Source organism: uncultured Olsenella sp. (genome assembly GCF_959602185.1).
Lineage (GTDB): Bacteria > Actinomycetota > Coriobacteriia > Coriobacteriales > Atopobiaceae > Olsenella_I > Olsenella_I phocaeensis.
The window spans coordinates 127,902-154,793 of sequence record NZ_CAUGRZ010000003.1; the positions used below are offsets into that span (position 1 = coordinate 127,902).

Sequence of the window (26,892 nt, forward strand, 5' to 3'; positions counted from 1 at the left end):
TATGTGGTCAAGCGGGCGCGAGCCCTCCCACGTGGTAGTTGCCAGGTAGCCCGTGCTACTCGGCGATGGTGACGCCCATGGAGCGGGCGGTACCGGCGACGATGGCCTTGGCGGCCTCGATGTCGTTGGCGTTGAGGTCGGGCATCTTGATCTCGGCGATCTTGGTGAGCTGCTCCTGCGTGAGCTGACCGACCTTGTCGCGCTGGGGGACGCCGGAGCCGCTCTTGAGCTTGAGCTCCTTCTTGATGAGCTGGGCCGCGGGAGGGGTCTTGGTCACGAAGTCGAAGGAGCGGTCCTCGTAGACGGTAATCTCGACGGGGATGATGTCTCCGGCCTTGTCCTGCGTGGCCGCGTTGAAGGCCTGGCAGAACTGCATGATGTTGACCTGGGCGGCACCGAGGGCGGGGCCTACCGGAGGCGCGGGGTTGGCCTGGCCGGCGGGAATCTGAAGCTTGATGAAGCGAGTAACCTTCTTCTTGGGCATCTCTGTCTCCTGCGTTCGACGTGTGCGTGCGGCATATCTAGTTCCGGCCCCGAGAAGCAATCCTCACCGATACCGGGGTCGAAGGGAAATCTAGGCGATGGTGACGACCTGGTCCAGGGTGAGCTCGACGGAGGTCTCGCGGCCAAAGATCGCGAGCATGACCTTGACCTTGCCGGCCTCGGGCATGACCTCGGCCACCTGTCCGTCGAAGTCCGCGAGCGGGCCGTTGACGACCTTGACGGCCATGCCGGGCTCGAGGTTCGTGGTGGTGTGCTTCGGGACCTCCTGCGCACCGCGCGGGTTGGTGCGGCGCATGATCTTGTTGAACTCGCTGCGACGCAGGGGCGTGGGCTTGCCGTCGATGCCGACGAAGCCCGTGACGCCGGGGGTGTTGCGGACGACGGCCCAGGAGTTGTCGTCCACCTCCATGCGGACGAGGACGTAGCCGGGGAAGACCTTGTTCTCCTTGGTCTCCCTCTTGCCGCCGTCCTTGATCTCGGTCACCTGCTCGGTGGGAATCTGGATGTCGACGATCTGGTCCTCGAGGCCGTAGGTCTCGATACGGTGCTCGAGGTCGGTCTTGACCTTGTTCTCGTAGCCCGAATAGGTGTGAACGACGTACCAGCGCTTAGCCATGCCCTACCCCCTCAGTCCGGTGAAGCCGACGAGAAGGGCGACGAAGCCGGTGTCCACGAGCCAGACCAGGATGCCGAAGACGACCAGCATCACGATGACTGCGACGGAGTAGCTCTTGAGCTCGGGCTTGCTCGGCCACACGACGCGGCGCATCTCGGTCTTGACGTCAGAGAGGTAGCTCCGGAGCCTGGACCTCTTCTTGGCCTTGGCCGGCTTCGACGCCTTGGACGAAGACAGGTTGGAGGACTGGCCGGACTTCTTGGAAGTCGACTTGGCATCCTCGGCGGAGGCCGAGGCCCTTGCGGCCTCGCGCTCGGCACGCTCCTGCTGGCGTGCCTGGCGTGCGCTCCTCTTCTGACGCTCTTTCTTTGCCATCCTCAAACCCCTCTGGGGCAAATGCCCCTTCTCATAGAAACCGGCTAACCTCCGAGGAGGAAAGCCGGTGGTGTTAGCTGGCAGGCCAGGAAGGACTCGAACCCTCAACAAACGGTTTTGGAGACCGCCGCTCTACCATTGGAGCTACTGGCCTATGTCGACTCTATTTTAGCGAGTCTCCCTGTGAAGGGTATGCTTGTGGCACCACGGGCAATACTTCTTCAACTCCATGCGATCGGGAGTGTTGGACTTGTTCTTGTCGGTGGTGTAGTTGCGACGCTTGCACTCGGTGCATGCGAGGGTAACCATTGTGCGCATAGATCCTCCTGTAGGACAGCCGCCTTCGAGACTATCTCGATGGCGACGCGATGGAACACGTTACTATCCGTCAGCCGATTCTGTCAACTATTTTGCTCTTCGCGCCTGTCCTCAACAAAACCACCAAAAATGGAACTGCTCTCGCCTGGCGCTCGGCCCAGGGGCAGAGAAGGGCCCGGCACCCTCCGAGGAGGGCACCGGGCCCAAAGGTCGTTCTAGAGACTAGGAAGCTACTCGACGATCGTGGAGACACGGCCGTCGCCGACGGTGTGGCCACCCTCGCGGATTGCGAACTTGAGGCCCTGCTCCATGGCGATGGGGTGAATGAGCTCGCAGGTGACGGTCACGTGGTCGCCAGGCATAGCCATCTCGACCTTGGCGCCGTTGGCGTCGGTGAGCTCCTGGATGTCACCCGTCACGTCAGTGGTGCGGAAGTAGAACTGGGGACGATAGCCGGAGAAGAACGGGGTGTGACGGCCACCCTCCTCCTTGGTGAGGACGTAGATCTCGCCGGTGAACTTCTTGTGGGGGGTCACCGAGCCAGGCTTGCAGAGGACCTGGCCGCGCTGGATGTCCTCGCGCTTGACGCCGCGGAGCAGGATGCCCACGTTGTCGCCAGCCTCGCAGAAGTCCATGGTCTTGCGGAACATCTCGATGCCGGTGGCGACGGAGGTCTGGGTCTCCTTGATGCCGACGATCTCGACCTGGTCGTTGAGCTTGAGCTCGCCGCGCTCGACACGACCGGTGGCGACGGTGCCGCGGCCGGAGATGGTCATGACGTCCTCGATGGCCATCAGGAAGGGCTTCTCGTTGTCACGGGCGGGCGTGGGGATGTAGGAGTCGACCTGGTGCATGAGCTCCACCACGGAGTCGACCCACTTCTGCTCGCCGTTGAGGGCGCCCAGCGCGGAGCCGCGGATGATGGGGAGGTCGTCTCCGGGGAAGTCGTACTCGGAGAGGAGGTCGCGGGTCTCCATCTCGACGAGGTCGATGAGCTCGTCGTCGTCGACCATGTCGCACTTGTTCAGGAAGACGATGATGTAGGGCACGCCGACCTGACGGGCGAGGAGGATGTGCTCGCGGGTCTGGGCCATGGGGCCGTCGGTGGCGGCGATGACGAGAATCGCGCCGTCCATCTGGGCGGCACCAGAGATCATGTTCTTGACGTAGTCGGCGTGGCCGGGGCAGTCGACGTGGGCGTAGTGGCGCTCCCAGGTCTCGTACTCGACGTGGGCGACGGAGATGGTGATGCCGCGCTGGCGCTCCTCGGGTGCCTTGTCGATGTTCTCGAAGGCGGTGTAGTCGGCCTTGCAGCCCTCGGTCTCGGAGAGGACCTTGGTGATGGCCGCGGTCAGCGTGGTCTTGCCGTGGTCGACGTGACCAATGGTACCGATGTTTACGTGCGGCTTGCTACGATCGAACTTCTGCTTGGCCATTGCCGTCCTCCTTTAGAAACAACCCTTACGGCCTTTGCTGCTTTTATACTTCAAACGGGGCCGAAGCCCCGTAAGAATTCTGGTACCGGTGACTGGATTCGAACCAGTGACATCGCGGGTATGAGCCGCGTGCTCTAACCAGCTGAGCTACACCGGCAGGTGCCTGCCTGAAATGGAGCCCGCGACCGGATTCGAACCGGTGACCTCTTCGTTACCAACGAAGTGCTCTACCGACTGAGCTACACGGGCCTGGAATGGTGGGGATGCCTGGACTCGAACCAGGGAACCCAGAGGGAGCGGATTTACAGTCCGCCGCAGTTGCCGCTGTGCCACATCCCCATTCCAATTTTCAAGCCGCTCGCTTGGGTTACCCCTTGCAAGCGGAAGTGATATTACGACGCCAAAAAAGCGTTGTCAACGGAATCTATCCTAATCCACGCACCCGGGCGTATCTCACGCACGATTCCTGCACAAACGTTTTGGACAGGACCCTTTTTGCGACCCCTCTCGCCTGATTCCTCCGAGTGACGGGAAGAGGTCGTACGACGCGGCGCGACGCGGCGAGCCTTGCCCTCGCATGGAAGGGGCCCACCCATACTGGGCGGGCCCGGACATGCGTGGAGCTGGTGGCCGGGCTCGAACCGGCGACAACTAGTTTACAAGACTAGGGCTCTGCCAACTGAGCTACACCAGCGTGCGCATTGATGATAGCGAAAGCCCGCCCGGCGGTGGGCCACGACGCGCTCGACGGCCACCGAGCAGGTGGGGCAACCGGACACAAGCGCCTCGGCCCGCCCGGGGCGCTAGGACCTTCCCAGCAGCTCGTCTAGACGCGCGCGCGTCCGCGCGTCGAGCCGGTCGGCGAACGTGAGCTTGGCGTGGGTGCGGTCGGCAAGCTCCACCTCGATGTCGGCGTTCATGTGTTCGACGTCTGAGACGAGCACGTCGCTCGAGATCCTGGTGACGGGGACCCCGCCCACCGTGGCCCGGATGGTGTTGTCCGACGTGATGACCGTCACCTCGCGGGGCTGCAGGCGGGCTCCCGTGACCAGTCGCTCGATGACGGAGTCGGCGGACTCCCCCGTCCGCGAGAACATCACGCGGATCCCGGCCTTGCCCAGGTTGGGGCGGTCGGGAGAGACGTTGCCCGCCGCGTCGAAGACCACGACGGCGTCGTAGCTCCCCTGGGCGTAGGCGGCCACGTCAGCTATGAGAAGCTCGCGGGCGCGGTCGAAGGGATCGCCCTCCCCAGAGGCCTCGTCCACGACGGCCATGTAGCGGCTGGACTTGAAGATGACGTTGTAGCCGTCGACCACCAGGAGTTCGGAGGGCCTACTCATCCGCCCCTCCCGCCATGGTCCGTCGCAGCCACTCGTAGCAGAGGGCGGTCGCGGCCTGGGCCACGTTGAGCGACTCGACCCGTCCGCGCTGCGGCAGGCGGCACTCGAAGTCGCACTTCTCGCGCACCAGGCGGGAGATGCCCTCCCCCTCCGAGCCCACGACCAGGGCGAGCCTCCCCTCGAGGGGCGCGTGCCAGAGGTCCTGCTCGGCATGCTCGGTGCCGCCGGCCACCCAGAAGCCCGCCTCCTTGAGGCGGTCGAGGGCGGTGGCGAGGTTGGGCACCTGGGCGATGGGCAGGTGCAGGGCAGCCCCGGCAGAGGTCTTGTAGGCGCCCACGCCCACGCCAGCCGAGCGCACCTTGGGGATGACGACGCCCGCGGCGCCGACGACCTCTGCGGAGCGGACTATGGCACCGAAGTTGCCCTCGTCGGTCACGTGGTCGAGCACCAGCACCAGGGCGGGACCCTGGCCGGAGGCCTCGACCACGTCCTCGAGGCTGGCATACGTATAGGGTCTCACCTGCACGGCTATGCCCTGGTGGGCGCCATGCGAGCTGATGGCGTCGAGTTTGGCGCGCGGAACCGTCTGGACCGGGACGCCGGCGTCGGCGAGCCTGCCCACGAGCGAGGCGAGAGTCGGGTCCGCGCCGTCGCTCCCCGCGCTGACCAGCGCCCGCCTGAGGGGAATCCCCGCCTCGAGCGCCTCGGCGCAGGCGCGCCTGCCCTCGATGTAGTCTCCGGAGGGGCGGACGGTCTGGCCGTCGGGGCGAGAGGGACGCTCGGCCCCTGGCCGGGGACCGTCCCCGCGCCCGGGACGCTGGCCGGGACGGCCCTGGCGTCCGGCAGCCGACGCTCCCCGTCCGCCGGCATGCGCCGAGCCGCCGCGGGCGCGCGCAGCCTGCGCCTCGCCGCGCTGGCGGCCACCCTTGCCCTTGCCGCCGCGCACGTCGCGGCCGGGGGTACGTGCCTGGTTCTTCGCCACGGCTCCCCCTAGTCCCTCTTGGCACGAAGGCGGGCGCCGGCGGGAGTGTCCTCCACCACGAGCCCCAGGACGGCGATGCCGTCGCGGATGGCGTCAGCGGTGGCCCAGTTCTTGCTTGCGCGCGCCTCCTGGCGTGCGGCGAGAAGGGCGTCCGCCGCAGAGGCGGGGTCGTCTCCCCCGTAGCTTGCGTGCTCGCGGGCGAGGCCGACGAGCTCGGCGGGGAGCTCGCCCTCTCCCGATTCCCTGGACAGGTCGATGCCCAGCACCCCGCAGAGCTCGCTCAGCGCGTCGGCGGTGCGCAGGGTCACGGCCGTGGATGCGTTGCCCGCCGCCTCGGCCAGGTAGCGGTTGGCGGACCCCACCAGGCCGAAGATGGCGGCCATGGCGCCGGCGGTGTTGAAGTCGTCGTCCATCTGGGCCACGAACTCCGCCTCGGCCTCCTTGGTCGCGGCCGAGAGGCTACGGTCGAGCTCGTTGAGCTCTCCGTCGAGGGGCGCGTTGCCCGCCGCCCAGCGGAGGTTCTTGACGCAGCTGGCCAGGCGGCCCAGGGTGCCCACCGAGCCCTCGAGGCGCTCGAACGAGAAGTCGAGGGGCGCGCGGTAGTGGGTCTGGAGCATGAGCAGGCGCACGGCGTCCGCGGGGTACTTGTCCAGGACCTCCTTGAGCGTGTAGAAGTTGCCCAGGCTCTTGGACATCTTCTCTCCGTCGACGCGAAGCATGCCGGTGTGCATCCAGGTCTTGGCGAGGGGCTCGCCCCAGGCGCACATGGCCTGGGCGGTCTCGTTCTCGTGGTGCGGGAAGACGAGGTCTGCGCCGCCGCCGTGGATGTCGATGGGGGTGCCCAGGTAGCGATGGATCATGGCGCAGCACTCGGTGTGCCAGCCGGGGCGCCCCTCTCCCCAGGGGCTCGGCCAGCTGGGCTCTCCGGGCTTGGCCGCCTTCCAGAGCGCGAAGTCGAAGGGGTCGCGCTTCATGTCGTTGACCTCGACGCGCTCGCCCGCGCGCATCTGATCGAGCTCGCGGCCGCTCAGCACGCCGTAGTCGTGGTCGGAGCGGACCGAGAAGTAGACGTCGCCGTTGGGGGCGACGTAGGCGTTGCCCTTCTCGATCAGCACGCCGATCATCTCCTGCATGGCCTCGATCTCGCGCGTGGCACGGGGGCGGATGTCGGGGTCCAGGATGCCGAAGCGATGCATCTGCTCGATGAAGGCGGTGCCGAACTCCTCCGCCACCTCGGCGGCGCTGCGTCCCTGCTCGTTGGCGCGGTTGATGATCTTGTCGTCCACGTCCGTGAGGTTCTGGGCGAAGGTGACCTCGTAGCCCTTGTACTGCAGGTAGCGACGAATCACGTCAAACGAGAGGAACGTGCGCGCGTTGCCGATGTGGATCTGGTCGTAGACCGTGGGGCCGCACACGTACATGCGGACCTTGCCGGGCTCGAGTGGCTCGAACTCCTGCTTGCGGTGGTTCTGGCTGTTATATATGAGCATCGCTGGCTTCTCCTTGCGCGGGGGTCAGTGCGTGATGACGAGACGTCGTTGCGCAAGATGCTATACCCATCGCGGCGCACGGGACGCCGAGAACGCGAGAAGGCCCCCTGGCACATGGCCCGGCGCGCCTGCCGCGAGGGGCCCGAAGTGGGTGGTCGGGTCGCCGCCACAGCCCCGATGTGGGTGGTTCTCTCACCTGGAGCCGACCCGAAACCACCCACATCAAGGCTCCCGCGACCGCGGGTCCCTTCTCGCGGCCGCGGACCCCGGCGGCCGCGGACCCCGCCCCGCGACCGCGCATTTTGCCGCGGGGCGCCTACGGCCGCTCCAGGAGGACGACTGCCCAGGCGGCGATGCCCTCCTCGCGACCCACGAAGCCCAGCCCCTCCGTCGTCGTCGCCTTGACGCCCACCCGTTCGACGTCGAGGCCCAGGGCCGCGGCGAGGTTCTCCCTCATCCGCTGCCTGTAAGGCATGAGCTTGGGGGCCTGTGCCGCCACGGTGCAGTCGCAGTCCACGATGGAGAAGCCCCTCTCCCCTGCCAGCGCACCCACGCGCGAGAGGAGGGCGAGCGAGTCCGCGTCCTTGTAGGCCGGGTCGGTGTCCGGGAAGAGCTGGCCGATGTCCCCGGCACGGAGGGCCCCGAGCAGGGCGTCGGAGAGCGCATGCGCCAGGACGTCCGCGTCCGAGTGCCCGAGCAGGCCGAGCCTCGAGGGAATGTCCACGCCGCCCAGGATGCAGCGCCTCCCCTCGACCAGGCGATGGACGTCGTAGCCGTGTCCTATGCGAAGCATGCCTTCTCCGTTCTGCGTCGTCGTGGGCTGGACGATAGGACGGGTCGCCGTCGCGCGGACCGCAGCAGGCGCCGGTGGCCGCACCGGCGCTGGCGACCGACGGCGCCCGTCACTCCCCCAGGCCGCAGCCCTCCAGTATGAGCCTGCGCTCCAGCAGGACTTCGGCCATGGCCAGGTCCTCCGGAAGCGTCACCTTGAGGTTGTCGCGGGACGCCTGGACGCACAGCACCCTGCCGCCGCGCCGCTCCATGAGCGAGGCGTCGTCCGTGCCCTCGTAGCCGTCCCGGACGGCGGCCTTGTGCGCCATGAGGATGTCGCGGCGGCGGAAGGCCTGGGGCGTCTGGGCCATCCAATAGAAGCTGCGGTCGGGCGTCGCGATGATGACGCCGTCCTCGGCAAGTTTCAGGGTGTCGGTGGCACGGGTGGCACAGATGGCCCCGCCGAGACCGGAGTCCCGGCGCACCGCCGCCAGGACCTCCTCGATGGAGGCGGTGGAGACGAGCGGCCGCGCGGCGTCGTGGATCGCCACGAGGTCGAAGCGGTCGGGCGCGTCGTTGAGCCCCGAGAGGACGGACTGCTGGCGCGTCTGGCCGGCCACGGCCAAGCTGACGTCACACCTCAGAGGGACGCGGGCCAGCACCTCATCTCGCACCTGGGCTATGCGCTCCGGCGCGCAGACCACCACGACATGGCCCACCGAGGGCGCGCGGTCGAAGGCGAGAAGCGACCAGCAGACCAGGGGCAGGCCCCTCAGCTCCACGAACTGCTTGCCGCGTGGGTCGCCGAAGCGCTCGCCACGACCCCCCGCGACGATGACGGCGCAGGCATCGGGCTTGGGGGAGGGCTCGTCCACGCGCTGGGGGCAGGCGCACGCGGCGGGACGGGGCGCCTCTCGCTCGCTCATGCGCGCTTGCCCCACATGCGATACAGGCTGTCCGCCAGGATGCCGGGGTTCTCGACCCCCACGCGGTCGAGGCGGGCGGGGTTCTGCTCGATGTCGTCGAGGAGCTGCTGCAGCGAGCCGAACTCGTCGACGATCTTGTCCGCCATGCCCTCGCGCACGACCGAGATGCCCGAGAGGGTGCGCAGGCCCAGGGGCGTCATGACCGAATCCTCGCCCTTGTCCTCGTAACCCAGGATGCTGGCGATCCGCTTCGAGGAGCGCAGCTGGGCGTTGACCGTCTCGTGCAGGCGACGGCGTACGCCGGCGGCGTTCTCCTCGCTGGAGTCGGCGGCGTAGTCGCGGACGAGCAGGGTGTACTCCTCGTCCATGCCGCCGATGAACTCCTCGCGCTGCATGGCGATGGTCTTGCCCTCGCTGCCCAGCTGGAGGAGGAGGTTGCCCAGCTCCTCCGAGGCCGTCATGAGCACCTCGAAGAGGTAGATGGTCTGCGAGATATCAGAGAGCGTCACGTAGTTGTCGAGCTCGAGGGTGGTGAGGCGCAGCAGCTTGCGGTCGAGCTGCGTGCGCGTGGACTGGAGCGAGACCAGGAGCTGGTTCACGGTGCCCATGATGTCCGCAACGGAGCGCAGCTGGTGGCCCTTGCCGTCGATGAAGACGGTAACGACCTGGCGCCGCTCCGAGACCGAGATGACCATGGCGTCGGTGAGCAGGCTCATGCGAGCCGCGGTGCGGTGGCGCATGCCGGTCTCGCTCGTGGGCAGCGACGGGTCGGGGTTGAGGTGGTAGTTGGCGCGCAGGATGCGCGTGAGGCCCTTGTCCACCACGATGGCGCCGTCCATCTTGGAGAGCTCGAAGAGGCGGTTGGCCGTGAACGAGATGTCGAGCCTGAAGCCGTCATCGCCGGCTGCGAGAACGTTGTCGGTGTCTCCGATGCAGATGAGCGCGCCGAGGTGGCCGGCGATGATCATGTCCAGGGCGAGGCGCAGCGCCGTTCCCGGAGCCGTCTGGGAGATGGCGTCCCTGAATCGCCTGCTGGTGTCGTTGGCATCGGCCTCGGCGATCGCTGCTTCCATGGGTCCCCTTTCCTCTGCTGCCGGCCCACGACGGGGCCGCCCGGACAGTACCTCACAGTATAGGGCGCTGCGGCGGCGCAGGCCCAGGCGGTCTGGGGTTGGGCGAGAGGGGTGCAGGGGTGGGGGCGCGACGGCGGGCCACGGGGCGGACGGCGCGGCGGCGACGGATGTTCTTTTCTCTCGCCACGCCCGCCCACATCAGGGCGCGACGGCCCGCACCACGACGGCGGACGTTCTTTTCTCTCGCACGGGCGGGCCATTGCGGCGAATGGGGGGAGTAAGGAACGCCGTCCCGGACCGCAACTGGGAAGACGTCGGCAGGCGCGTTCTTTACTCTGCCTCGCGGGCGAGAATCCCACGCGGCGGCGCAGTAGAGAACAACCCCGGGCGCCGCGTGTTCCCTACCCGCCCCCAGGGGGAGAGGATCCCCCGGAACGCCGCAGTAAAGAACAAACCTCAGCGCGCGAGCGTCCCCCGCCGGAGCAAGGGCGTGCCGCGACGGCAATACGCCGCAGTACGCAGTAGAGAACAACTCCAGGCGAGACGCGCCACACCAGCGTCGCATCCCCGCCTCCGCGAGCACCGGGTACCGAGTCGGCAGCCTGCATTGGTGCTTCTGGCATCGACACCTCTCGATATTAATATTAATATCGAGAGGTGAATAAAGGATGGCCAAAGGAAGGAGCGCTGCATGCCTGTTGCGGCGGGAACCATCACACAAACGGGGCAGGTGACTCTCCCCAAGTCCATTAGAGAGATCCTGGGGGTTCACCCGAGCGACCAGGTGGCATTCCTGAGCGATGGAGAACGCGTCGAACTCGTAGCCGTCCCTCGCAACCCCCTCGGCCTGGGAACTCGCGAGGAGTTTCTCGCTCGCGTTGCGGCCGCCGACGAGGCGTACGGCGCCGGAGCCACCCGCAGCGCTTCCGACTTCACCGACAGCCTGAGAGCAAGCCGTGACCTATAGGGTGCTCACGACCCCCGCCTACGAGGAACGTTTCTCCACCGTCCTGGACTATCGACTCAAATACTATGGCCGAAGGTCTGCGGAAAGGCTTGTCTCGGCACAAGAAAAAGCGCAGTCATTGCTCGGCGGCACGCCGTTCATGGGCACATCACTGGTCAAGGCGGATACCGCTCCCGAGCCAGGGGCTCTCAGGTGGGTGAAGGTCGAGAGGTACATAGCCGTGTATCGCGCTATCGAAAAGGACGAGGCGGTAGTGCTCCTGGACCTTTTTCACGCCTCCGAGAACTGGCGCTCCCGCGTCGCAGGTTACCTGCGGAAGGAGTAGCGGCAGCGATCCACACACCGAGGGCCCCCACGGCGCAATGGCCCGCACCGCGACGGCGGACGTTCTTTTCTCTCGCACGGGCGGGCCATTGCGGCGGATGGGGGGAGTAAGGAACGCCGTCCCGGACCGCAACTGGGAAGACGTCGGCAGGCGCGTTCTTTACTCTGCCTCGCGGGCGAGAATCCCACGCGGCGGCGCAGTAGAGAACAACCCCGGGCGCCGCGTGTTCCCTACCCGCCCCCAGGGGGAGAGGATCCCCCGGAACGCCGCAGTAAAGAACAAACCTCAGCGCGCGAGCGTCCCCCGCCGGAGCAAGGGCGTGCCGCGACGGCAATACGCCGCAGTACGCAGTAGAGAACAACTCCAGGCGAGACGCGCCACACCAGCGTCGCATCCCCGCCTCCGCGAGCACCGGGTACCGAGTCGGCAGCCTGCATTGGTGCTTCTGGCATCGACACCTCTCGATATTAATATTAATATCGAGAGGTGAATAAAGGATGGCCAAAGGAAGGAGCGCTGCATGCCTGTTGCGGCGGGAACCATCACACAAACGGGGCAGGTGACTCTCCCCAAGTCCATTAGAGAGATCCTGGGGGTTCACCCGAGCGACCAGGTGGCATTCCTGAGCGATGGAGAACGCGTCGAACTCGTAGCCGTCCCTCGCAACCCCCTCGGCCTGGGAACTCGCGAGGAGTTTCTCGCTCGCGTTGCGGCCGCCGACGAGGCGTACGGCGCCGGAGCCACCCGCAGCGCTTCCGACTTCACCGACAGCCTGAGAGCAAGCCGTGACCTATAGGGTGCTCACGACCCCCGCCTACGAGGAACGTTTCTCCACCGTCCTGGACTATCGACTCAAATACTATGGCCGAAGGTCTGCGGAAAGGCTTGTCTCGGCACAAGAAAAAGCGCAGTCATTGCTCGGCGGCACGCCGTTCATGGGCACATCACTGGTCAAGGCGGATACCGCTCCCGAGCCAGGGGCTCTCAGGTGGGTGAAGGTCGAGAGGTACATAGCCGTGTATCGCGCTATCGAAAAGGACGAGGCGGTAGTGCTCCTGGACCTTTTTCACGCCTCCGAGAACTGGCGCTCCCGCGTCGCAGGTTACCTGCGGAAGGAGTAGCGGCAGCGATCCACACACCGAGGGCCCCCACGGCGCAATGGCCCGCACCGCGACGGCGGACGTTCTTTTCTCTCGCACGGGCGGGCCATTGCGGCGGATGGGGGGAGTAAGGAACGCCGTCCCGGACCGCAACTGGGAAGACGTCGACAGACGCGTTCTTTACTCTGCCTCGCGGGCGAGAATCCCGCAGGACGCCCCAGTAAAGAACAACCCGATGGCAGGTGACGGGGTTCGCGGGAGACAGGCGATGGAGAGGCCACGACAGAAATCGGCCCCGGGGCGCCGTTCGCGGCACGCCCCGGGGCCGGTCGCAATCAACGGCTGTCCGCGCGCAAGCTCAGGCAGCGCGCCGCCCTCGCCCTAGCCCACCGAGGAGACCGCACCCTCGGGTGCGTGGGGCGTGGGAGACCAGTGGCTCCTGGCGCGCGGGAGCTCCATGTGCACCCGCTCGGTGATGGAGGGAATCTCCCCCTCGCCGCGCGAGAAGCTCAGCTCCTTGCCGTCGGAGTCGACCAGCACGATGTCGCCGGCCTTCCACTTGCCCTGGAGCAGCTCCTCGGCAAGGCGGTCCTCGATGAGGGTCTGGATGGCACGACGCAGCGGGCGTGCGCCATAGACCGGGTCGGTGCCCTCCTTTGCCACGTAGTCGCGGGCGGCGTCGGTGAGCTCGATCGACATGCCCTGGCCGATGAGCCGGTTGCGCAGCTCGCCCACCATGAGCTCCACGATGCCGCGCAGCTGCTGGGCGTCCAGCGACTTGAAGACGACGATCTCGTCCACGCGGTTGAGGAACTCGGGGCGGAAGAGCCGCTTGAGCTCGCCCTCCACGCGGCTGCGGATCTCCTTGTCGGAGAGGCCACCGTTGCCCTGGGCGCTGAAGCCCATGGGCGCGGTCTGTGCGATCTCGCGCGCGCCGATGTTGGAGGTCATGATGATGACGGTGTTGGAGAAGTCCACCGTGCGTCCCTGGCCATCGGTCAGCCTGCCCTCGTCCAGAATCTGGAGGAGGATGTTGAAGACGTCGGGGTGGGCCTTCTCGATCTCGTCGAAGAGCACCACGGAGTAGGGCCTGCGGCGCACGGCCTTGGTGAGCTCGCCGCCCTCGTCGTAGCCCACATATCCCGGAGGGGCGCCGACGAGCTTCGAGACGCTGTGCTTCTCCATGAACTCGGACATGTCGAAGCTGATCAGGGCGTCCTCGCTGCCAAAGAGGAACTCCGCGAGCGACTTGGCGAGCTCGGTCTTGCCCACGCCCGAGGGGCCCAGGAAGATGAAGGAGCCGCCGGGCCTGCGGGGGTCCTTGAGGGGCGAGCGGCTGCGGCGGATGGCCTTGGACACCTTGGTCACGGCCTCGTCCTGGCCCACGACGCGCTGGTGCAGGGCCTCCTCGGCGCGCAGCAGCTTGCTGGCCTCGGCCTCGGTGAGGTTGGAGACGGGCACGCCCGTGATCTCTGACACCACGTCCGCGATGTCGGCCTCGTCCACCACGACGACGTTGGCGTCCAGGCGCTCGCGCCAGGCCGCCTCGAGCTCGTCGCGCTTCGCGCTGAGCTCCTTCTCGCGGTCGCGCAGGCGCGCGGCCTCCTCGAACTCCTGGGCGCTGGCCGCCTGGGCCTTCTCGTCCTTCACGCGGGCGAGCTCCTCGTCCACCTGGGCGAGCTCGGGAGGGAGGCTCGTCTTGTGCACGCGGGTGCGTGCGCCCGCCTCGTCGATGATGTCGATCGCCTTGTCGGGCAGGAAGCGGTCCTGCACGTAGCGGTTCGAGAGCGTCACCGCCGCCGCGAGGGCCTCCTCGGTGTAGCGAACGTGGTGGTGCTTCTCGTAGCGGTCCTGGAGGCCGCGCAGGATGGCGAGGGTGTCCTCCACGCTGGGCTCGCCCACGCTGACCGGCTGGAAGCGGCGCTCGAGAGCGGAGTCCTTCTCGATGTGCTTGCGGTACTCCTCGGCCGTGGTGGCGCCGATGACCTGGATCTCGCCGCGCGACAGGGGCGGCTTGAGGATGGAGGCGGCGTCGATGGAGCCCTCAGCCGCACCCGCGCCGATGATGGTGTGCATCTCGTCGATGAAGAGGATGTCCTCCTTGGACTCCATCACCTCGCCGATGACCTTCTTCAGGCGCTCCTCGAACTCGCCGCGGTACTTTGAGCCGGCGACCAGGGAGGCGACGTCCAGGGTCCAGACCTGCTTGCCGCGCAGGATGTCGGGCACGTCGCCCGAGGCGATGAGCTGGGCGAGCCCCTCGACCACAGCGGTCTTGCCCACGCCGGGGTCGCCCAGGATGAGCGGGTTGTTCTTCTGGCGGCGGGCGAGCACCTGCATCACGCGCTCGACCTCGCGGTCGCGGCCGATGACGGGGTCGAGCTTGCCGTTGCTGGCCAGCTTGGTGAGGTTGCGGCCGTACTGCTCGAGCATGGAGGCGTCCCCGGAGGCCTGCGAGGGCTGGCTGCCGCCAAACTGCTGCTGGCCGAAGGGCGCGCCCACGCCCTGGGGCAGGCGGCGGGAGTTCTCCTCGCTCGTCTGCTCCATGAGCTCGCCCACGGCGTTGCGGATGGCGTCTCCCGAGATGCCCATGCGCGAGAGCGCCGTCATGGCGCGCCCGTCGCCCTCGGCGACGATGCCGAGGAGCAGGTGCTCGGTGGCGATGTAGGTCTGGCCGCGGGTCATGGTCTCGCGGTAGGCGTCCTCGAGCACGCGCTTGGCGCGCGGCGTGAAGGGGATGTGGCCGCCGGGGACCGGCTCGGACTCCTCGGAGGAGATCTCCTTGATGGTGAGGAGGGTCTCGTCGTAGGTGACCTCGAGCTTCGCCAGCGACTGGGCCGCGATGCCCTCCCCCTCCTTGATCAGCGCGAGCAGCAGGTGCTCGGTGCCGACATACATCTTGCCGAGGTTGCGGGCCTCGTCCTGCGCGAGGCTCATGACCTTGCGCGCCTTGTCGGTGAACTTCTCGAACATGCGGTCTTGCCCCCCTGTCGAAGGGCCGCCCCGGGGGCGGCGTCGTTTGCTTGTTGGTGTGTACCCCATCGACACGGGAGTGTTTCCCTCGCCCCACGCGGGCGAGAAACGCCACATTCCGGGCCGGAGCCGTGACCAGGCATCCAGCCATTGCCAGCCCGGGCGCCCCGCGCTTGCGCGGAGGGCACCACGGACGCCGACGCCCGGCGGCCTCAGGGCCGCCGGGCGTCAACCGCAAGCCGGAAGGAAGCCCCTCTCGCCCGCCCCCAGCTAGGCCTCGGGGTGCTCGGCCAGCCAGGCGTCGCGGTCGGGGTCGGTGAGCTTGGTGGCCTCGATCACGTTGGCGAAGAGCTCGTCGAGCTCCATGCCCATGAGCTCGGCGCCGTGGGCGATCACGTCGCGGTCGCAGCCGGCGGCGAACTTCTTGTTCTTGAACTTCTTCTTGAGGCTCTTGAGCTCGAAGTCCTGGACCGAGCCCGAGGGGCGCATGCGCACGCAGGCGTTGATCAGGCCGCTGAGCTCGTCGATGGCAAAGAGGACCTTCTCCATCTGGTGCTCGGGCGCCGGGAGCTCGGGGTTCATGTCGTAGTTGTGGGTCTGGATGGAGTGTGCCAGCGCCGGATTGGCACCCGCCTCCGCGAGGAGCTCCGCCGCCTTCACGGTGTGCAGCTGGTCGTCCTGCCACTTCTCCCAGTCGAGGTCGTGGAGCAGGCCCACCTGGCCCCAGAACTCGACGTTCTGGGGGTCGTACTGCCCGGCGTAGTGGCGCATGAGGCGCTCCAGAGTCTCGCCGTGCTCGATGTGGTAGGGGTCCTCGTTGTACTTCTTGAGCAGCTCGAAGGCCTGCTCGCGGGTGAGGCCACTCTCGATCTTCTCTGCCATCTGGTCGCTTCTCCCTTCCTGCGCGACGTCCGAGGCTCCCGCCTCGGCATCCGCCGCGATGTCCGCCACCGAGGCCGTGGCGTTGTCGGTGGCGGCACCGCTCACCTGGGCCTCGATGTCAGCCCTGGTGATGACCTCGGGCTTCATCTGCGGGAAGAGTAGCACGTCGCGTATCGCGGGCTGGTCGCAGAACAGCATCACCATGCGGTCGATCCCGTAGCCGATGCCGCCTGCGGGAGGCATGCCGTACTCGAGGGCGCGGACGTAGTCGTAGTCGTAGCCCATGGCCTCGTCGTCGCCCATGCCCTTGGCCGCGACCTGCTCGGCGAAGCGCCCGGCCTGGTCGACGGGGTCGTTGAGCTCAGAGAAGGCGTTGGCGTACTCGTGGCCACAGATGACCAGCTCGAAGCGGTCGGTGAGGCGCGGGTCGTCGTCCTTGCGCTTGGAGAGGGGGCTGACCTCCTCGGGATAGCCGCAGACGAAGGTGGGATCGACCAGCGTGGACTCCCCCAGCTCGTCGTAGAGTTCGAAGAGGAGCTTGCCGGCACCCCAGCCCTCCTGCCACTCGATCTTGTGGGCGTCGCAGAGCTCGCGCAGGCGCTCGACGGGCGTGTCCATGTCCACGTGCTCCCCCACGACCTCCGAGGCGACCTCCGAGAGGGGCACGGAGCGCCAGGTGCCGCTCATGTCCACCCTCTGGCCCTGGAAGCTGATGACCTCGTTGCCCTCCGCGCAACCGCAGGCCTCGCGGGCGATGGTCTTGAAGAGGCCCTCGGTGAGCCGCTTCATGCCGTCGAGGTCCGAGTAGGCGCAGTAGGCCTCCATCGAGGTGAACTCGGGGTTGTGGGTGAGGTCCATGCCCTCGTTGCGGAACTGGCGACCGATCTCGTACACGCGCTCGAGGCCGCCCACGATGAGGCGCTTGAGCGGGAGCTCGGTGGCGATGCGCAGGTAGAAGTCGCGGTCGAGGGCGTTGAAGTGGGTCACGAAGGGCTTGGCGTTGGCACCGCCCAGGATGGCGTGCATCATGGGGGTCTCGACCTCCATGTAGCCGTCGTCCTCCATGTAGCGGCGGATGAGCGAGACGATCTGCGAGCGCTTGCGGAAGACCTCGCGGACCTCGGGGTTCATGATGAGGTCGACGTAGCGCTGGCGGTAGCGGACCTCGCGGTCGGTGAGGCCGTGGAACTTCTCGGGCAGGGGGCGCACGGACTTCGAGAGCAGCGTGACCGTGCTGGGCGAGACGGAGAGCTCGCCGCGGCGTGTGCGCATGACGGTGCCGGTCGCCTGCAGGATGTCTCCCAGGTCGAGCTGGCCCAGGAGGGACCAGTCGGCCTCACTGAGGTTGTTGACGCGGCAGAAGAGCTGGATCTGGCCAGACACGTCCTCGAGCACCACGAAGCAGGCCTTGCCCTGCTTGCGGTAGGCGCGGATGCGGCCCGCGACGGTGTAGGAGTCCTCGGTCGAGGCTCCGGCCTCGAGCTCCTCGTAGCGCCCTGCCAGCTCGGCGGCATGGGCGTCGATGGCGCTCCTCACGGGGTACGGGTTCACCCCCGCGTCGATGAGCGCCTGGCGCTTGGCGCGGCGTACCGCGCGCTCGTCGTTGATCGAGGTCTGGGGCGCTGCGCCCTGGCTCTGGTCGGCCATCTGTCTGATCCTTCTCCTTGGTCCCGGGGCGCGTCGGGCGCCTCCGTCACGTGCGAGAGGGGACAAGCTTCCCCGCCTCGCACTTCCCTCATAGATGGAAGCGCCCCACGCCTGCGAACTTCGCCGGCACGGGGCGCGCTTGCTGCGATCTGCCTTGCCTATCGGGTGATGTTCGTGATGGTGTACTCACGGACCCTGCCGTTGGGCGTGGCGTAGGAGACCTGGTCGCCCACCACGTGGCCGATGAGCACGGCGCCCACCGGCGACTCGTTCGAGATGCGGTGCTCGAGGGAGTTGGTCTCGGTGGTGCCCACGATGGTGAAGCTGGTGCGCTTGCCGCCCTTGTCCTCGAGCTCGACCGTGGTTCCGATCGAGACGGAGAGGTGCATGTCGCTCGAGGACTCGACCACCTTCGCGATGGAGAGGATCTGGCGAATCTCGTTGATGCGGGACTCGTTCTGGGACTGCTCCTCCTTGGCGGCGTCGTACTCGGCGTTCTCGGAGAGGTCGCCGAAGCCACGGGCCTCCTTGATGCGCTCGACGATCTCGTCGTGCTTCTCCCCCTCGCGGAACGCGAGCTCGTCCACCAGACGCTGGCGGCCTTCGGGGGTGAGGATGATTTCCTTGTTGTCCATGCGTGTCCTTCTGTGGGGTGGTGGAGCGGTCGCTACTTGGAGAGCTTGGTGCCGCAGTGGCTGCAGAAGTCCGCGTCGGCGGAGTTCTTGGTGCCGCAGTGGCCGCAGAAGACGGAGTCGCCCGCGGGCTCTGCGGGGGCGGCGTCCTCGACCGCGCCGGCGGCCTCGCCCTTGGCGGCGGAGGTGACGTCCTCCACGACCTCGGAGACGACGTTGCTCACCGCGTTGCCATCCTCGTCGACCTCCTCCATGCCCTCGCGGATGTTCTTCACGGTCTTGCCCAGGGACTTCCCCAGCTTGGGAAGGTTTTTGGGCCCGAAGATGAGCAGAACGACGACGAGGATCAACAGGATCTCGGGAATGCCAAGTCCAAGGATCATGGGGGCCTCCATAGGTTTCGAGCGATGGCTCAGGCTGTTTTCGCGATAAAGCATCCGTTAGTATAGCCGAGGCGGGCACGTACTCACAATCTCTACTCCGCATCAAAAGCCCGTCCGCGCGCACCGTCCAGGGAGGTCTCCATGCCCAAGCCGCTGATCGCGCTCTTCGTCTTCGTCTGCATCCTTGACCTGGTGATTCTTGCCCTGCCTTGGCTGCTCGCGCGACGCGGCGTCCTGCTCAGGCGCACCAAGTTCGGGCCCGCCCTGGTCTTCGACTCGGAGGCGAACGGGCACAGCCTGCGCCTGCTCAACGTGCGGGGCACCTTCCAGAGCCTGAGCTACACCTCGGACGACGACTGGCACGAGCTCGTGACCCTCTACCACCAGTACTTCGCCGAGGTCGTGGACATCGCCGGCGGCGTGGGGAGCGCCTGCGTCATAGGGGGCGGCGGCTTCTCGTTTCCCAAGTGGCTCGTGGCCCACTGCCCCCGAACGGAGGTCGACGTGGTCGAGGTGGACCCCGCCATCATCCGAATCGCGCGCGAGAGCTTCTTCCTCGACCGCCTGGAGGATGAGTTCCACGCCGAGAGGGACGGGCGCCTGCGCATAGCCTGCGCCGACGGCTGGGAGTTCCTGCGGACGAGCGAGCGGCGCTGGGACCTCATCGTGAACGACGCCTTCAGCGGCAGGCGGCCGTTGGGTCCCATGGGCACCGAGGAGGGCGCGCGCATCATCCACGAACACCTCGAGAGAGGCGGCGTCTACCTGGCGAACCTCATCTGCCCGCTCGAGGGCAGGAGGTCACGGCCCCTGGACGAGGTAAGACGCGCCTTCGGCCGCGAGTTCGCCTACCTGTACTTGATTCCCGAGCGACCCGAGGAGCCGCGCAGGCTCGGGGACAACGTGCTCGTCGCCTCCGATCGCCCGCTGGGCATAGCGAAACGCTATCGCGCGGCGTGACGGCGGCATAGCGCGGCGCGGCTGAGGACAATCCGGTCGTACCTTGTCATCGGCCCCATCCCGCGCCCAGGCGTCGCGGCAAAGAATTTGCTTGCGTTTCTCGCCCGACGAAATGCAAGCAATCTTGCATGCAGGGGGCAATCCGGCCCACGAAGCCCATTTGCTTGCGCTTCTCCGCCGGAAAGCACAAGCAAACCGCTGACTACCAGCGACGGGACGCAGGCCCCGACAGGCGTTACTCGGCGTCGCCCGCAGCGGGGTCGGTCCCGGCCCCTGCCTCCGGCTCGTCCACGGCCTCCTCAATCCTGCGCTGAAGCTCGTCGATGCCCTGGCCGGTCTGGGACGAGGTGACGATGAGCCGGCCCGCGTCGACATCGAAGGCACGGGCGAGTGCCGCCCTCTGCTGGCCCTGCTTGCCGCGGCTGACCTTGTCCGCCTTGGTGAGCGCCACGACGAAGGGATAGCCCCCCTCCTGCAGGAAGCCGATCATCTGGCGATCGAGCTCCTGGGCGTCGTGACGGATGTCCACGAGCACGACCACCAGGTTGAAGCTTCGCTCCTGCTCGAAGTAGCCCGAGATGAGGGCCGCCCAGCGGGCACGTTCGGCCTTGCTGACCTTGGCGAAGCCATAACCAGGCAGGTCGACGAAGTCGATGCCGTCGGCCTCGAAGAAGTTGACGTTGGCGGTTCTCCCCGGCTGGCTCGAGACCTTCGCCAGGGCCTTGCGGCCGAGCAGCTTGTTGAGGAGGGACGACTTGCCCACGTTGGAGCGGCCTGCGAACGAGACCTCCGGCATGCTGGGCTCGGGAATCTGCTCTGCCTTGCCATAGGACGCGACGAAGCGCGCGTCGTTGTACCTGACCGCCATCCGTTAGCCCTCGCCCTTCTCGCCTCGCGTGTCCTTCTGGGACTTCTCGCCACCGCGCTGGCGGCGGGCCACCACGAGCTTGCGCGCCTGCACGAGCGCGGCGTACGCGACGGGCTTCAGGGGCAGGTCGCGGTCGGGCGCGACCTCGGCGGCGACCTCCTTGCAGAACTTTGTCTTGAACTCGTTAAGGCCCATCAGGCTGGGCGAGAACTCGGATCCTATGGCCATGAGGTCATACTCCTCGCAGCCGAGGCGGCCCATCTCGCAGCACTCGAAGTAGACCAGCTTGTCCGAGACGTGCTTGCGCATGGTCTCGTTTCGGGACGCGGCGTAGTAGCGCGTGGCGCGCGTGCCCGAGATGGTGCAGATGGACCAGGTCACCACGCGGCCGTCCTCGTCGCGTCCGGCAAGCAGGCGGCAATGTTCGGGGCCAAGGACCTCGAGCATCGTGACATAGTCGGACGCCGGCGCTGGCACGAAGCCGTCGCGCGCGCCTGTCTCGACCATGACCTCGTAGTACTCGTCGAACGACTCGACGGCGCGCTGGGTCTCGTCCGCGCAGGTGATGGGCGCCTCCCGCAAGGCCTTGCGCACGTCCCGCCTGCCGCGGGGCTTCATGCGCGAGAGAATCGCCTCGTCGCCACCTGTGACATCAATGACCACCGTGCGGTCGTAGGGAATCGTCGAGAGCGTGGGCCGGGTGGAGTCGAGCTCGTGCGCCACTGCCATGCGGATGAACACGGCACGGGACCCGAGCCCACGCAGGCAGGAGCGGATGGCCTCGGCCGCCTGGCGCTCCTGGGCCTCGTCGGGCTCGTCAATCCAGACCGGACCATGCTCGGATCGCAGGTAGTGATAGCCGTGGGTCTGGAAGTCCATGATTGACATGACGGCCGCGATGCTCGTGCCGTCGACCAGCTTGAAGTAACCGTAGGGGGTGCGACCCTCGACGGTCTTCTGGTACTCGGCCCAGGACTCGGTCTGCTCAATGGGGAGGGGACGCCCGATGCCCTCGGCAATCTGGCGATATTCGTCGTAGTCGATCTTCTGCAGCTCCATGATGCCTCCGGAAGCGGCTCGCGTGTGTTGGGTGCCGCGCGACGGACGCGCGTCGGTCTGGCTCCATGGTACAGGGGCCGGGGACGGGCTTGAGCGATGCCGGCCACGCTGCTCCATAAAGACAGAGGCAACGCGCGGTACGGAGCCGTCGGTGGTGCGGCTGACGACGGCAGGACGGAGCCACGAGCCACGCGTGGCCCCAAAAGACTGCGCACGATTTCCAGGCGGAGAAAAAATACCTGGGCAAACGCCATCTGTCTCCACAATTCAACGGAATCATGCGCAGTTTTTAGCCCATGCCCCGCCTAGGGCCCTCGGCGTCGCACAAAAAACGGGCGGCACGAGAGGTGCCGCCCATCCAATGGGAGTTGGTCGCGAGTGAGGGGCAAGGGGATGCCCGGAAGACTGCTGGAGGCGCTACGCCTCGATGAAGGCCTTGAAGTCGGAGACCTGCTTCTGCAGCGCCTCGATCTGCTTGTCGTCGAGCTCGACCACGTTGCTCATCCAAGCGCTGCCGTTCACGGCGTAGCCGGTGCCGTCCTCGTCCATGGTCTCCATGCCGATGAAGCGAAGGAGCGAGCTCAGCGCGGCACGCATCTGGGCGGTGGCAGTCCTGCCGCCGATGCCGGTGACGGTGACCTTCTTGCCCCTGATGGCGGTGTCGGGCTTGCCCTGCTCGACGGGACGGGACATCCAGTCGAAGAGGTTCTTGACGTGACCGGGGAAGCTGGCGTTGTACTGGGGAGTCACGACCCAGACGGCACCGGCAGCCATGAACTGCTCACGCACCTTGGCGACGGCGTCGGGGGTGGGCCACTCGATGTCCTGGTTGATGAGGGGAAGCTCGGAGTAGTCGAGCTCGCTGACCTCGACGGAATCGCCAAGCTCCTCGAGGATGGCAGCCTGGACCTGGCGGTTGAAGGACTGCTTGCGGAGCGAGCCCTGGACGAAGAGAACCTTCTTCATGGTAGTTTCCTCTCACTTTTGCCGGACCCGCGTCCGGTGCGGTTGCGTTCCCGCGACGCGCGACCCGATGTCGCCCGCCTTCGTTGAGCATCTTCTACCCCCGGCAAAACAAGATATAAAGTGCGCCATTTAATTTTTCGCGATTATTTCTTGGGGAGAGGGGCACCGTCCGAGGAGCTGGGATCAAGGCTCCTGGCAATGGAGTCCAGGTCCTCGCGGACTGCCTTCCCCCAGCGATACACGCCGCGCCCCACGAGGGCAATCACAGCGATCGGCAGCACGACATAGACCGCGAGGACGACAAGCTCCGGTAGGCCGAGTCCAAGAACGTGCATCGCAGCCTCCTTCCAGACGCAGACGAGACGGACCTAAGGTCAGATGCCTCTCTGTCTCTATACCCAACGCCACGAAGCCCGTGACATGCGTTTCTTTCGGACGGGACACGCGGCTCGGCCAGCGGCTCGCAGCCCCTGTTGCGAAGGCGGCGTGCCGGTTCCGCAAAAGAAGGCCCTACGCCTTCTCCCTCACCCTTGGCGCGACGTTGACCACCACGATGCCGGCGGAGACCAAAGCGAGCGCCAAGACCGAACGCAGCGGATCGATGGAGGAGGCCTCCCCTAGCAAGAGGGCAGACAGCAGGAAGCCGAAGACCGGCGTCATGAAGCGGAAGACCGCAATGCGCGACACGGCGTTGACCGAGAGCAGCTGGCTCATGACGGAATACGCCGCGGCAGAGATGAAACCCATGTACAGGACGAGCAGCACGCCGGCGACGCCGGGGGCGGAAAGGTGGCCGCCCAGCGCCAAGCCGAGCCCCGCGAGCACCAGGCCCCCTAGCATGAACTGCCAACCGCTCAGCATCACGGGGTCGTGCTCCTGGGTGTGGCGGCGCAGGAGGCAGGTCACGAGCCCACCGGAAAGCGCAGAGAGGAGGATGAGACCCTCGCCCCCCAAGGCGAAGCCGCCCCTCCCCAGACTCCCCAGGTTGACCACCACGACGCCGGCGAAGCCCAGGGCGCAGCCCAGGAGCTTGCGGCCGGTGAGTCTCTCCTGCCTGAACGCGAGCGCCGAGAGCAGGATGGCGAAGAAGTTCGAGCTCGCCGTGATGATGGAGCTCGTGGTGCCCATCGCAAAGGCGAGCCCCACATAGAAGCAGAGGTACTGGACGATGGTCTGGAAGGTGGAGAGGAGCATCACCACCGGAAGCTCGTCCACGCGGGGACGCAGGAAGTGACCGCGCCTGACGCTCATGAACGCAGTGACCATGACACCTGCCAGGAAGAAGCGCACGCCCGCAAAGAGGAGCTGGGAGCCATAGTCCCCTGCGGGGATGGAGAAGAGGCAATACCCGAGCTTGATGCAGGGGAAGGCGCTGCCCCAGAGCAGGCAGCAGAACGTGCAGAGGAGGAAGACTCCCCAGCCGGAGGTGAAGAAGGGCGAGAGCCGCGCGCCCTCGTCGCCGTTGCCCGTTGCCGCCGCAATCGCTGAAGCTTCCTTGACGCCCATGCGACTCCTCACGCCGGGATGGTCGCAGAGCGGCGCCCGGCATCAAAAAGGCCGTCGGCACGGATGCCGACGGCCGAACTCTCGTGGTCGGGACGACTGGATTCGAACCAGCGACCTCACGGTCCCGAACCGTGCGCGCTACCAAACTGCGCTACGTCCCGAAAAGCTTGTCTACTCTAGCAGATTTGCCCGGACGAGAGTGACGTGAAGACAATCGCCGCAAACGCGCCTCGTACTGCCTCGTGCCGTCAGCCTGCCGCCCTAGGCGAGAAGCCCCCCTCGCCTGGAAACCGTACGCGTGGCGCGGGACCAGAGGCCGAGCTCCGAGCTCGCGCGACCGGCGACGCGAGACGCCGCGACCTCGTCCTCGCAAATCGCGAACACACAGCTCCCCGAGCCCGTGACCTGCGCGGCAAGCACGCCCTCCTGTTCGCGCAGCCACCCCTCGACGAGCGCGACCCCTCCCTCGACCCGGGCGGCGGCGTCGGCGAGGTTGTTGTGGAGTGCATCCACGACCGTGCGCACGTCTCCCGCACGAAGGGCCCGGCACATGCCCTCCGGCGAGGGCGGCTCGCTGGGCGCCAGGTCGAAGGCCCGGTAGGCCTCGGCCGTGGAGACGCCTCCCCTGGGTCTGACCAGCGCCACGGGAACACCGTCGAGCGGGGGGAAGGACTCGCGCAGCACGTCTCCCGCGCCGCCCAGGAAGGAGGGAGCCAGGTTGAGGAAGAAGGGCACGTCGGCACCCACGCCGCGGGCCACCGTGACCACGTGCTCGTCGGCGGGGTCCTCTCCCCAGAGCTCGCAGAGGGCGAGCAGCATGGCCGCCGCGTCCGACGACGACCCGCCGAGCCCGCTCTGTGCCGGGATGCGCTTGGTGACCTCGACCTGGAAGCAAGGCTCATGGCCGTACTCCTCGCAGAGGCGCTGCGCCGCGACCCACACCGTGTTCTTGCGTGGGTCGACCCCCACGTCCTCGCTCATGCGCAGGCCGGGCTCGCGGCCCGACTCCTCCCAGACGAGCAGCTCGTCGGCAAGGGAGACGGCCACCATAACGGAGTCGGCCCGGTGGTAGCCACGCTCGTCCCTGCCCGGATGGATTCCCAGGTGCAGGTTCAGCTTGGCCGGCGCGGCGATCCTGACTCGTTCCGTGCCCATGCGCCTCTCCCCCGATCCCTCATGCCGACAAGAGCGCCCCGCCGGGATCCGACGGGGCGCGTGGCTCGCTTCCTACATCTCCACCTGCGAGTAGTCGAGCAGGCGCTCCCCGGTGTCGGGGTCATAGAGCTCGACGGTGGAGGTCAGCACGTCCACGTACTGGTAGGACTGGCGGGCGGTGCGACCGCGCCTCTCCTCCACCTCGATGACGAAGAGGGAGGGGTGGGCGCCCACCAGGGTGCCCGAGCGCTCGATGACGCGGGAGCGACCCATGTTCGCGCGGACCCTGACACGCTTCCCCTGCAGCCTGACCAGCTCGTCACGGATCTCGTCCACCCGGTTGACGGGGGAAGTCTCGTTATCCATCGCTTACCTCCAAGAAGTGGCCGCGGCGTGCACGCGATTCCGCAGCCTTGTACCATGCAGTCTTTGAGTGTATATCAGCAGGTGAGTATTCACCAAAGGTAGACAGCCGCAACGCGCCGAGACGGCACCTCGGGCAGCGCGACCCCAGGCCAGCACGCCAGAACGCGGCCCATCACGAGGAGGACCCATGAACCAGGAACGCAAGGAACGCGTGCTCGAGGGACTCGAGTCGCTGGAACTCGAGCAGATGCTGGTGTGCGACCCGCTCTCGATCTGGTACCTGACCGGCTACTACACCGAGCCCTACGAGCGCTTCCTGGCGCTCTACCTGGGCAAGGGCCAGACCGTCCTCTTTGCCAACCGCCTCTTCCCCGACGCCACGGGGGCGGCAGACCGCGTCGTGGGCTTCGACGACACCCAGGACCCCATACCCCTGGTGGCCGAGGTCACGCGCCACGACGCGCCGCTGGGCGTGGACAAGGAGCTCGCGGCGCGCTGGCTCCTGCCCCTCATGGACACCGGCGCGGCGAGCGGCTTCAGGCTCGCCTCCTCCGCCGTCGACGAGGCGCGCTCCGTCAAGGACGAGCGCGAGCGCCAGCTCATGCGCGACGCCAGCCTCACCAATGACCAGGCCATGGACTGGCTCGTGGCACAGCTACGCGAGGGCGTCACCGAGCAGCAGATAGCCGAGGGGCTGCTGGCGGAGTACCGGCGCCTTGGCGCGCAGGACCATTCCTTCACCCCCATCGTGAGCTTTGGCACCAACGCCGCCGACCCCCACCACGAGCCCGACCAGACCGCTCTGGCCAAGGGCGACATGGTCCTCTTCGACGTGGGCTGCAAGCGCGACTGGTACTGCTCGGACATGACCCGTACCTTTTTCACCGCCCGTCCCAGCGAGCGCCAGCTCCTGGTGTACGACACCGTGCGCCGCGCCAACGAGGCTGCCGAGGCCATCGTGCGCCCCGGCGTGACCTTTGCCCAGATCGACCTCACGGCCCGCAAGGTCATCGAGGACGCCGGGTTCGGCCCCCGCTTCACGCATCGCCTGGGGCACCAGATCGGCCTGCAGGACCACGAGCCCGGCGACGTCAGCGCGACCCACGACGAGCCGGTCCAGGTCGGCCAGTGCTTCTCCATCGAGCCCGGCATCTACATCCCGGGAGAGATTGGCGTGCGCATCGAGGACCTGCTCATCGTCACCGAGGACGGCTGCGAGGTGCTCAACCACTACAGCCACGAGCCGCGCGTCGTAAAGCTGTAGTCAACGCG

General features: G+C 67.0%; 28 protein-coding genes, 6 tRNA genes and 1 pseudogene. 6 read left to right on the forward strand and 29 right to left on the reverse strand.

All coding sequences use genetic code 11. From position 1 onward, the window contains the following. Positions 1 to 55 precede the first annotated feature (55 nt). The 16 genes from rplK to disA all read right to left on the reverse strand — a co-directional run bounded on the left by rplK (position 56) and on the right by disA (position 9,831). Positions 56 to 484, reverse strand: coding sequence for a 50S ribosomal protein L11 (gene rplK / locus Q5923_RS03440; protein ID WP_009278399.1), 429 nt, complete (start codon positions 482 to 484; stop codon positions 56 to 58). 90 nt (positions 485 to 574) lie between these two features. Next, a complete protein-coding gene (nusG, locus tag Q5923_RS03445) occupies positions 575 to 1,120 on the reverse strand; it encodes a transcription termination/antitermination protein NusG (RefSeq protein ID WP_009278398.1) in 546 nt (181 codons plus the stop codon). Between the two features lie 3 nt (positions 1,121 to 1,123). Beyond that, on the reverse strand, positions 1,124 to 1,495 hold the full coding sequence (secE, locus tag Q5923_RS03450; protein WP_009278397.1) for a preprotein translocase subunit SecE: 372 nt from the start codon (positions 1,493 to 1,495) through the stop codon (positions 1,124 to 1,126). 78 nt (positions 1,496 to 1,573) lie between these two features. Beyond that, positions 1,574 to 1,649, reverse strand: a tRNA-Trp gene (locus Q5923_RS03455). A gap of 14 nt (positions 1,650 to 1,663) precedes the next feature. Beyond that, complete coding sequence (gene rpmG / locus Q5923_RS03460; RefSeq protein WP_009278396.1) at positions 1,664 to 1,813, reverse strand: 50S ribosomal protein L33; 150 nt, start codon at positions 1,811 to 1,813, stop codon at positions 1,664 to 1,666. A 230-nt stretch (positions 1,814 to 2,043) separates the two neighbouring features. Continuing rightward, the gene (gene tuf / locus Q5923_RS03465; protein ID WP_009278395.1) at positions 2,044 to 3,249 is read right to left on the reverse strand and encodes an elongation factor Tu; all 1,206 of its coding nucleotides are present in this window, start codon (positions 3,247 to 3,249) and stop codon (positions 2,044 to 2,046) included. Positions 3,250 to 3,329: 80 nt separating this feature from the next. Beyond that, positions 3,330 to 3,406 (reverse strand) — tRNA-Met (locus Q5923_RS03470). A 16-nt stretch (positions 3,407 to 3,422) separates the two neighbouring features. Next, positions 3,423 to 3,498: transfer RNA gene (locus tag Q5923_RS03475), tRNA-Thr, on the reverse strand. A gap of 6 nt (positions 3,499 to 3,504) precedes the next feature. Beyond that, positions 3,505 to 3,588, reverse strand: a tRNA-Tyr gene (locus Q5923_RS03480). A 279-nt stretch (positions 3,589 to 3,867) separates the two neighbouring features. Beyond that, a tRNA-Thr gene (locus Q5923_RS03485) sits at positions 3,868 to 3,943 on the reverse strand. 109 nt (positions 3,944 to 4,052) lie between these two features. Next, entirely contained in the window at positions 4,053 to 4,589 is a 537-nt protein-coding gene (locus tag Q5923_RS03490) for an NYN domain-containing protein (protein WP_303132170.1), read from the reverse strand. Further along, positions 4,582 to 5,571, reverse strand: coding sequence for a 23S rRNA (guanosine(2251)-2'-O)-methyltransferase RlmB (rlmB, locus tag Q5923_RS03495; protein WP_303132172.1), 990 nt, complete (start codon positions 5,569 to 5,571; stop codon positions 4,582 to 4,584). The genes Q5923_RS03490 and rlmB overlap by 8 nt, the downstream gene beginning before the upstream one ends. A gap of 8 nt (positions 5,572 to 5,579) precedes the next feature. After that, positions 5,580 to 7,061 carry a cysteine--tRNA ligase gene (cysS, locus tag Q5923_RS03500; RefSeq protein ID WP_303132174.1) on the reverse strand — a complete coding sequence of 494 codons (1,482 nt, stop codon included), beginning with the start codon at positions 7,059 to 7,061 and terminating at the stop codon, positions 5,580 to 5,582. Positions 7,062 to 7,377: 316 nt separating this feature from the next. Then, positions 7,378 to 7,854: a 2-C-methyl-D-erythritol 2,4-cyclodiphosphate synthase gene (gene ispF, locus Q5923_RS03505; RefSeq protein ID WP_009278390.1), complete on the reverse strand. Its 477-nt coding sequence runs from the start codon at positions 7,852 to 7,854 to the stop codon at positions 7,378 to 7,380. 109 nt (positions 7,855 to 7,963) lie between these two features. After that, positions 7,964 to 8,758 carry a 2-C-methyl-D-erythritol 4-phosphate cytidylyltransferase gene (gene ispD, locus Q5923_RS03510; RefSeq protein ID WP_303132176.1) on the reverse strand — a complete coding sequence of 265 codons (795 nt, stop codon included), beginning with the start codon at positions 8,756 to 8,758 and terminating at the stop codon, positions 7,964 to 7,966. Next, positions 8,755 to 9,831, reverse strand: coding sequence for a DNA integrity scanning diadenylate cyclase DisA (gene disA, locus Q5923_RS03515; protein WP_062531608.1), 1,077 nt, complete (start codon positions 9,829 to 9,831; stop codon positions 8,755 to 8,757). Before disA ends, ispD begins: the two co-directional genes overlap by 4 nt. A gap of 691 nt (positions 9,832 to 10,522) precedes the next feature. Here disA and Q5923_RS03520 point away from each other — a divergent pair. From Q5923_RS03520 to Q5923_RS03535, 4 genes are all read left to right on the forward strand, one after another. After that, positions 10,523 to 10,798: an AbrB/MazE/SpoVT family DNA-binding domain-containing protein gene (locus tag Q5923_RS03520; protein WP_009278387.1), complete on the forward strand. Its 276-nt coding sequence runs from the start codon at positions 10,523 to 10,525 to the stop codon at positions 10,796 to 10,798. Next, positions 10,788 to 11,123, forward strand: coding sequence for a type II toxin-antitoxin system RelE/ParE family toxin (locus Q5923_RS03525; protein ID WP_009278386.1), 336 nt, complete (start codon positions 10,788 to 10,790; stop codon positions 11,121 to 11,123). Before Q5923_RS03520 ends, Q5923_RS03525 begins: the two co-directional genes overlap by 11 nt. 520 nt (positions 11,124 to 11,643) lie before the next feature. Further along, positions 11,644 to 11,919: an AbrB/MazE/SpoVT family DNA-binding domain-containing protein gene (locus Q5923_RS03530; RefSeq protein ID WP_009278387.1), complete on the forward strand. Its 276-nt coding sequence runs from the start codon at positions 11,644 to 11,646 to the stop codon at positions 11,917 to 11,919. Continuing rightward, a complete protein-coding gene (locus Q5923_RS03535) occupies positions 11,909 to 12,244 on the forward strand; it encodes a type II toxin-antitoxin system RelE/ParE family toxin (RefSeq protein ID WP_009278386.1) in 336 nt (111 codons plus the stop codon). Before Q5923_RS03530 ends, Q5923_RS03535 begins: the two co-directional genes overlap by 11 nt. 360 nt (positions 12,245 to 12,604) lie before the next feature. On the opposite strand, the gene Q5923_RS03540 is transcribed toward Q5923_RS03535, so the two are convergent. The 5 genes and pseudogenes from Q5923_RS03540 to tatA all read right to left on the reverse strand — a co-directional run. Then, on the reverse strand, positions 12,605 to 15,196 hold the full coding sequence (locus tag Q5923_RS03540; protein WP_303132179.1) for an ATP-dependent Clp protease ATP-binding subunit: 2,592 nt from the start codon (positions 15,194 to 15,196) through the stop codon (positions 12,605 to 12,607). Positions 15,197 to 15,466: 270 nt separating this feature from the next. Further along, positions 15,467 to 17,725: a lysine--tRNA ligase gene (lysS, locus tag Q5923_RS03545; RefSeq protein ID WP_303132181.1), complete on the reverse strand. Its 2,259-nt coding sequence runs from the start codon at positions 17,723 to 17,725 to the stop codon at positions 15,467 to 15,469. Positions 17,726 to 17,883: 158 nt separating this feature from the next. Continuing rightward, a complete protein-coding gene (greA, locus tag Q5923_RS03550; protein ID WP_062531604.1) occupies positions 17,884 to 18,360 on the reverse strand; it encodes a transcription elongation factor GreA in 477 nt (158 codons plus the stop codon). A gap of 32 nt (positions 18,361 to 18,392) precedes the next feature. Further along, complete coding sequence (locus Q5923_RS09550; protein WP_368501943.1) at positions 18,393 to 18,611, reverse strand: zinc-ribbon domain-containing protein; 219 nt, start codon at positions 18,609 to 18,611, stop codon at positions 18,393 to 18,395. After that, positions 18,591 to 18,740, reverse strand: a pseudogene (gene tatA / locus Q5923_RS03555) (twin-arginine translocase TatA/TatE family subunit); the annotation flags it as partial. The pseudogene tatA and the gene Q5923_RS09550, both read right to left, overlap by 21 nt. Before the next feature lie 141 nt (positions 18,741 to 18,881). On the opposite strand from tatA, the gene Q5923_RS03560 reads away from it, so the two are divergent. Then, complete coding sequence (locus Q5923_RS03560) at positions 18,882 to 19,700, forward strand: spermidine synthase (RefSeq protein ID WP_009278381.1); 819 nt, start codon at positions 18,882 to 18,884, stop codon at positions 19,698 to 19,700. Positions 19,701 to 19,935: 235 nt separating this feature from the next. On the opposite strand, the gene yihA is transcribed toward Q5923_RS03560, so the two are convergent. The 8 genes from yihA to Q5923_RS03600 all read right to left on the reverse strand — a co-directional run bounded on the left by yihA (position 19,936) and on the right by Q5923_RS03600 (position 25,620). Continuing rightward, on the reverse strand, positions 19,936 to 20,568 hold the full coding sequence (yihA, locus tag Q5923_RS03565; RefSeq protein ID WP_303132184.1) for a ribosome biogenesis GTP-binding protein YihA/YsxC: 633 nt from the start codon (positions 20,566 to 20,568) through the stop codon (positions 19,936 to 19,938). A 3-nt stretch (positions 20,569 to 20,571) separates the two neighbouring features. Next, positions 20,572 to 21,627: a GNAT family N-acetyltransferase gene (locus tag Q5923_RS03570; protein WP_303132185.1), complete on the reverse strand. Its 1,056-nt coding sequence runs from the start codon at positions 21,625 to 21,627 to the stop codon at positions 20,572 to 20,574. Between the two features lie 417 nt (positions 21,628 to 22,044). Beyond that, positions 22,045 to 22,593 carry an NADPH-dependent FMN reductase gene (locus Q5923_RS03575; RefSeq protein ID WP_303132186.1) on the reverse strand — a complete coding sequence of 183 codons (549 nt, stop codon included), beginning with the start codon at positions 22,591 to 22,593 and terminating at the stop codon, positions 22,045 to 22,047. 143 nt (positions 22,594 to 22,736) lie between these two features. After that, positions 22,737 to 22,928 carry a hypothetical protein gene (locus tag Q5923_RS03580; RefSeq protein ID WP_303132187.1) on the reverse strand — a complete coding sequence of 64 codons (192 nt, stop codon included), beginning with the start codon at positions 22,926 to 22,928 and terminating at the stop codon, positions 22,737 to 22,739. Positions 22,929 to 23,103: 175 nt separating this feature from the next. Beyond that, positions 23,104 to 24,099 carry a DMT family transporter gene (locus tag Q5923_RS03585; RefSeq protein WP_303132189.1) on the reverse strand — a complete coding sequence of 332 codons (996 nt, stop codon included), beginning with the start codon at positions 24,097 to 24,099 and terminating at the stop codon, positions 23,104 to 23,106. A gap of 84 nt (positions 24,100 to 24,183) precedes the next feature. Then, positions 24,184 to 24,260 (reverse strand) — tRNA-Pro (locus Q5923_RS03590). A gap of 100 nt (positions 24,261 to 24,360) precedes the next feature. Then, complete coding sequence (locus tag Q5923_RS03595) at positions 24,361 to 25,254, reverse strand: 4-(cytidine 5'-diphospho)-2-C-methyl-D-erythritol kinase (protein ID WP_009278374.1); 894 nt, start codon at positions 25,252 to 25,254, stop codon at positions 24,361 to 24,363. Between the two features lie 72 nt (positions 25,255 to 25,326). Next, complete coding sequence (locus Q5923_RS03600; RefSeq protein ID WP_009278373.1) at positions 25,327 to 25,620, reverse strand: Veg family protein; 294 nt, start codon at positions 25,618 to 25,620, stop codon at positions 25,327 to 25,329. A gap of 187 nt (positions 25,621 to 25,807) precedes the next feature. Here Q5923_RS03600 and Q5923_RS03605 point away from each other — a divergent pair, with 187 nt between their 5' ends. Continuing rightward, a complete protein-coding gene (locus Q5923_RS03605; RefSeq protein ID WP_303132193.1) occupies positions 25,808 to 26,884 on the forward strand; it encodes a Xaa-Pro peptidase family protein in 1,077 nt (358 codons plus the stop codon). Positions 26,885 to 26,892 lie beyond the last annotated feature (8 nt).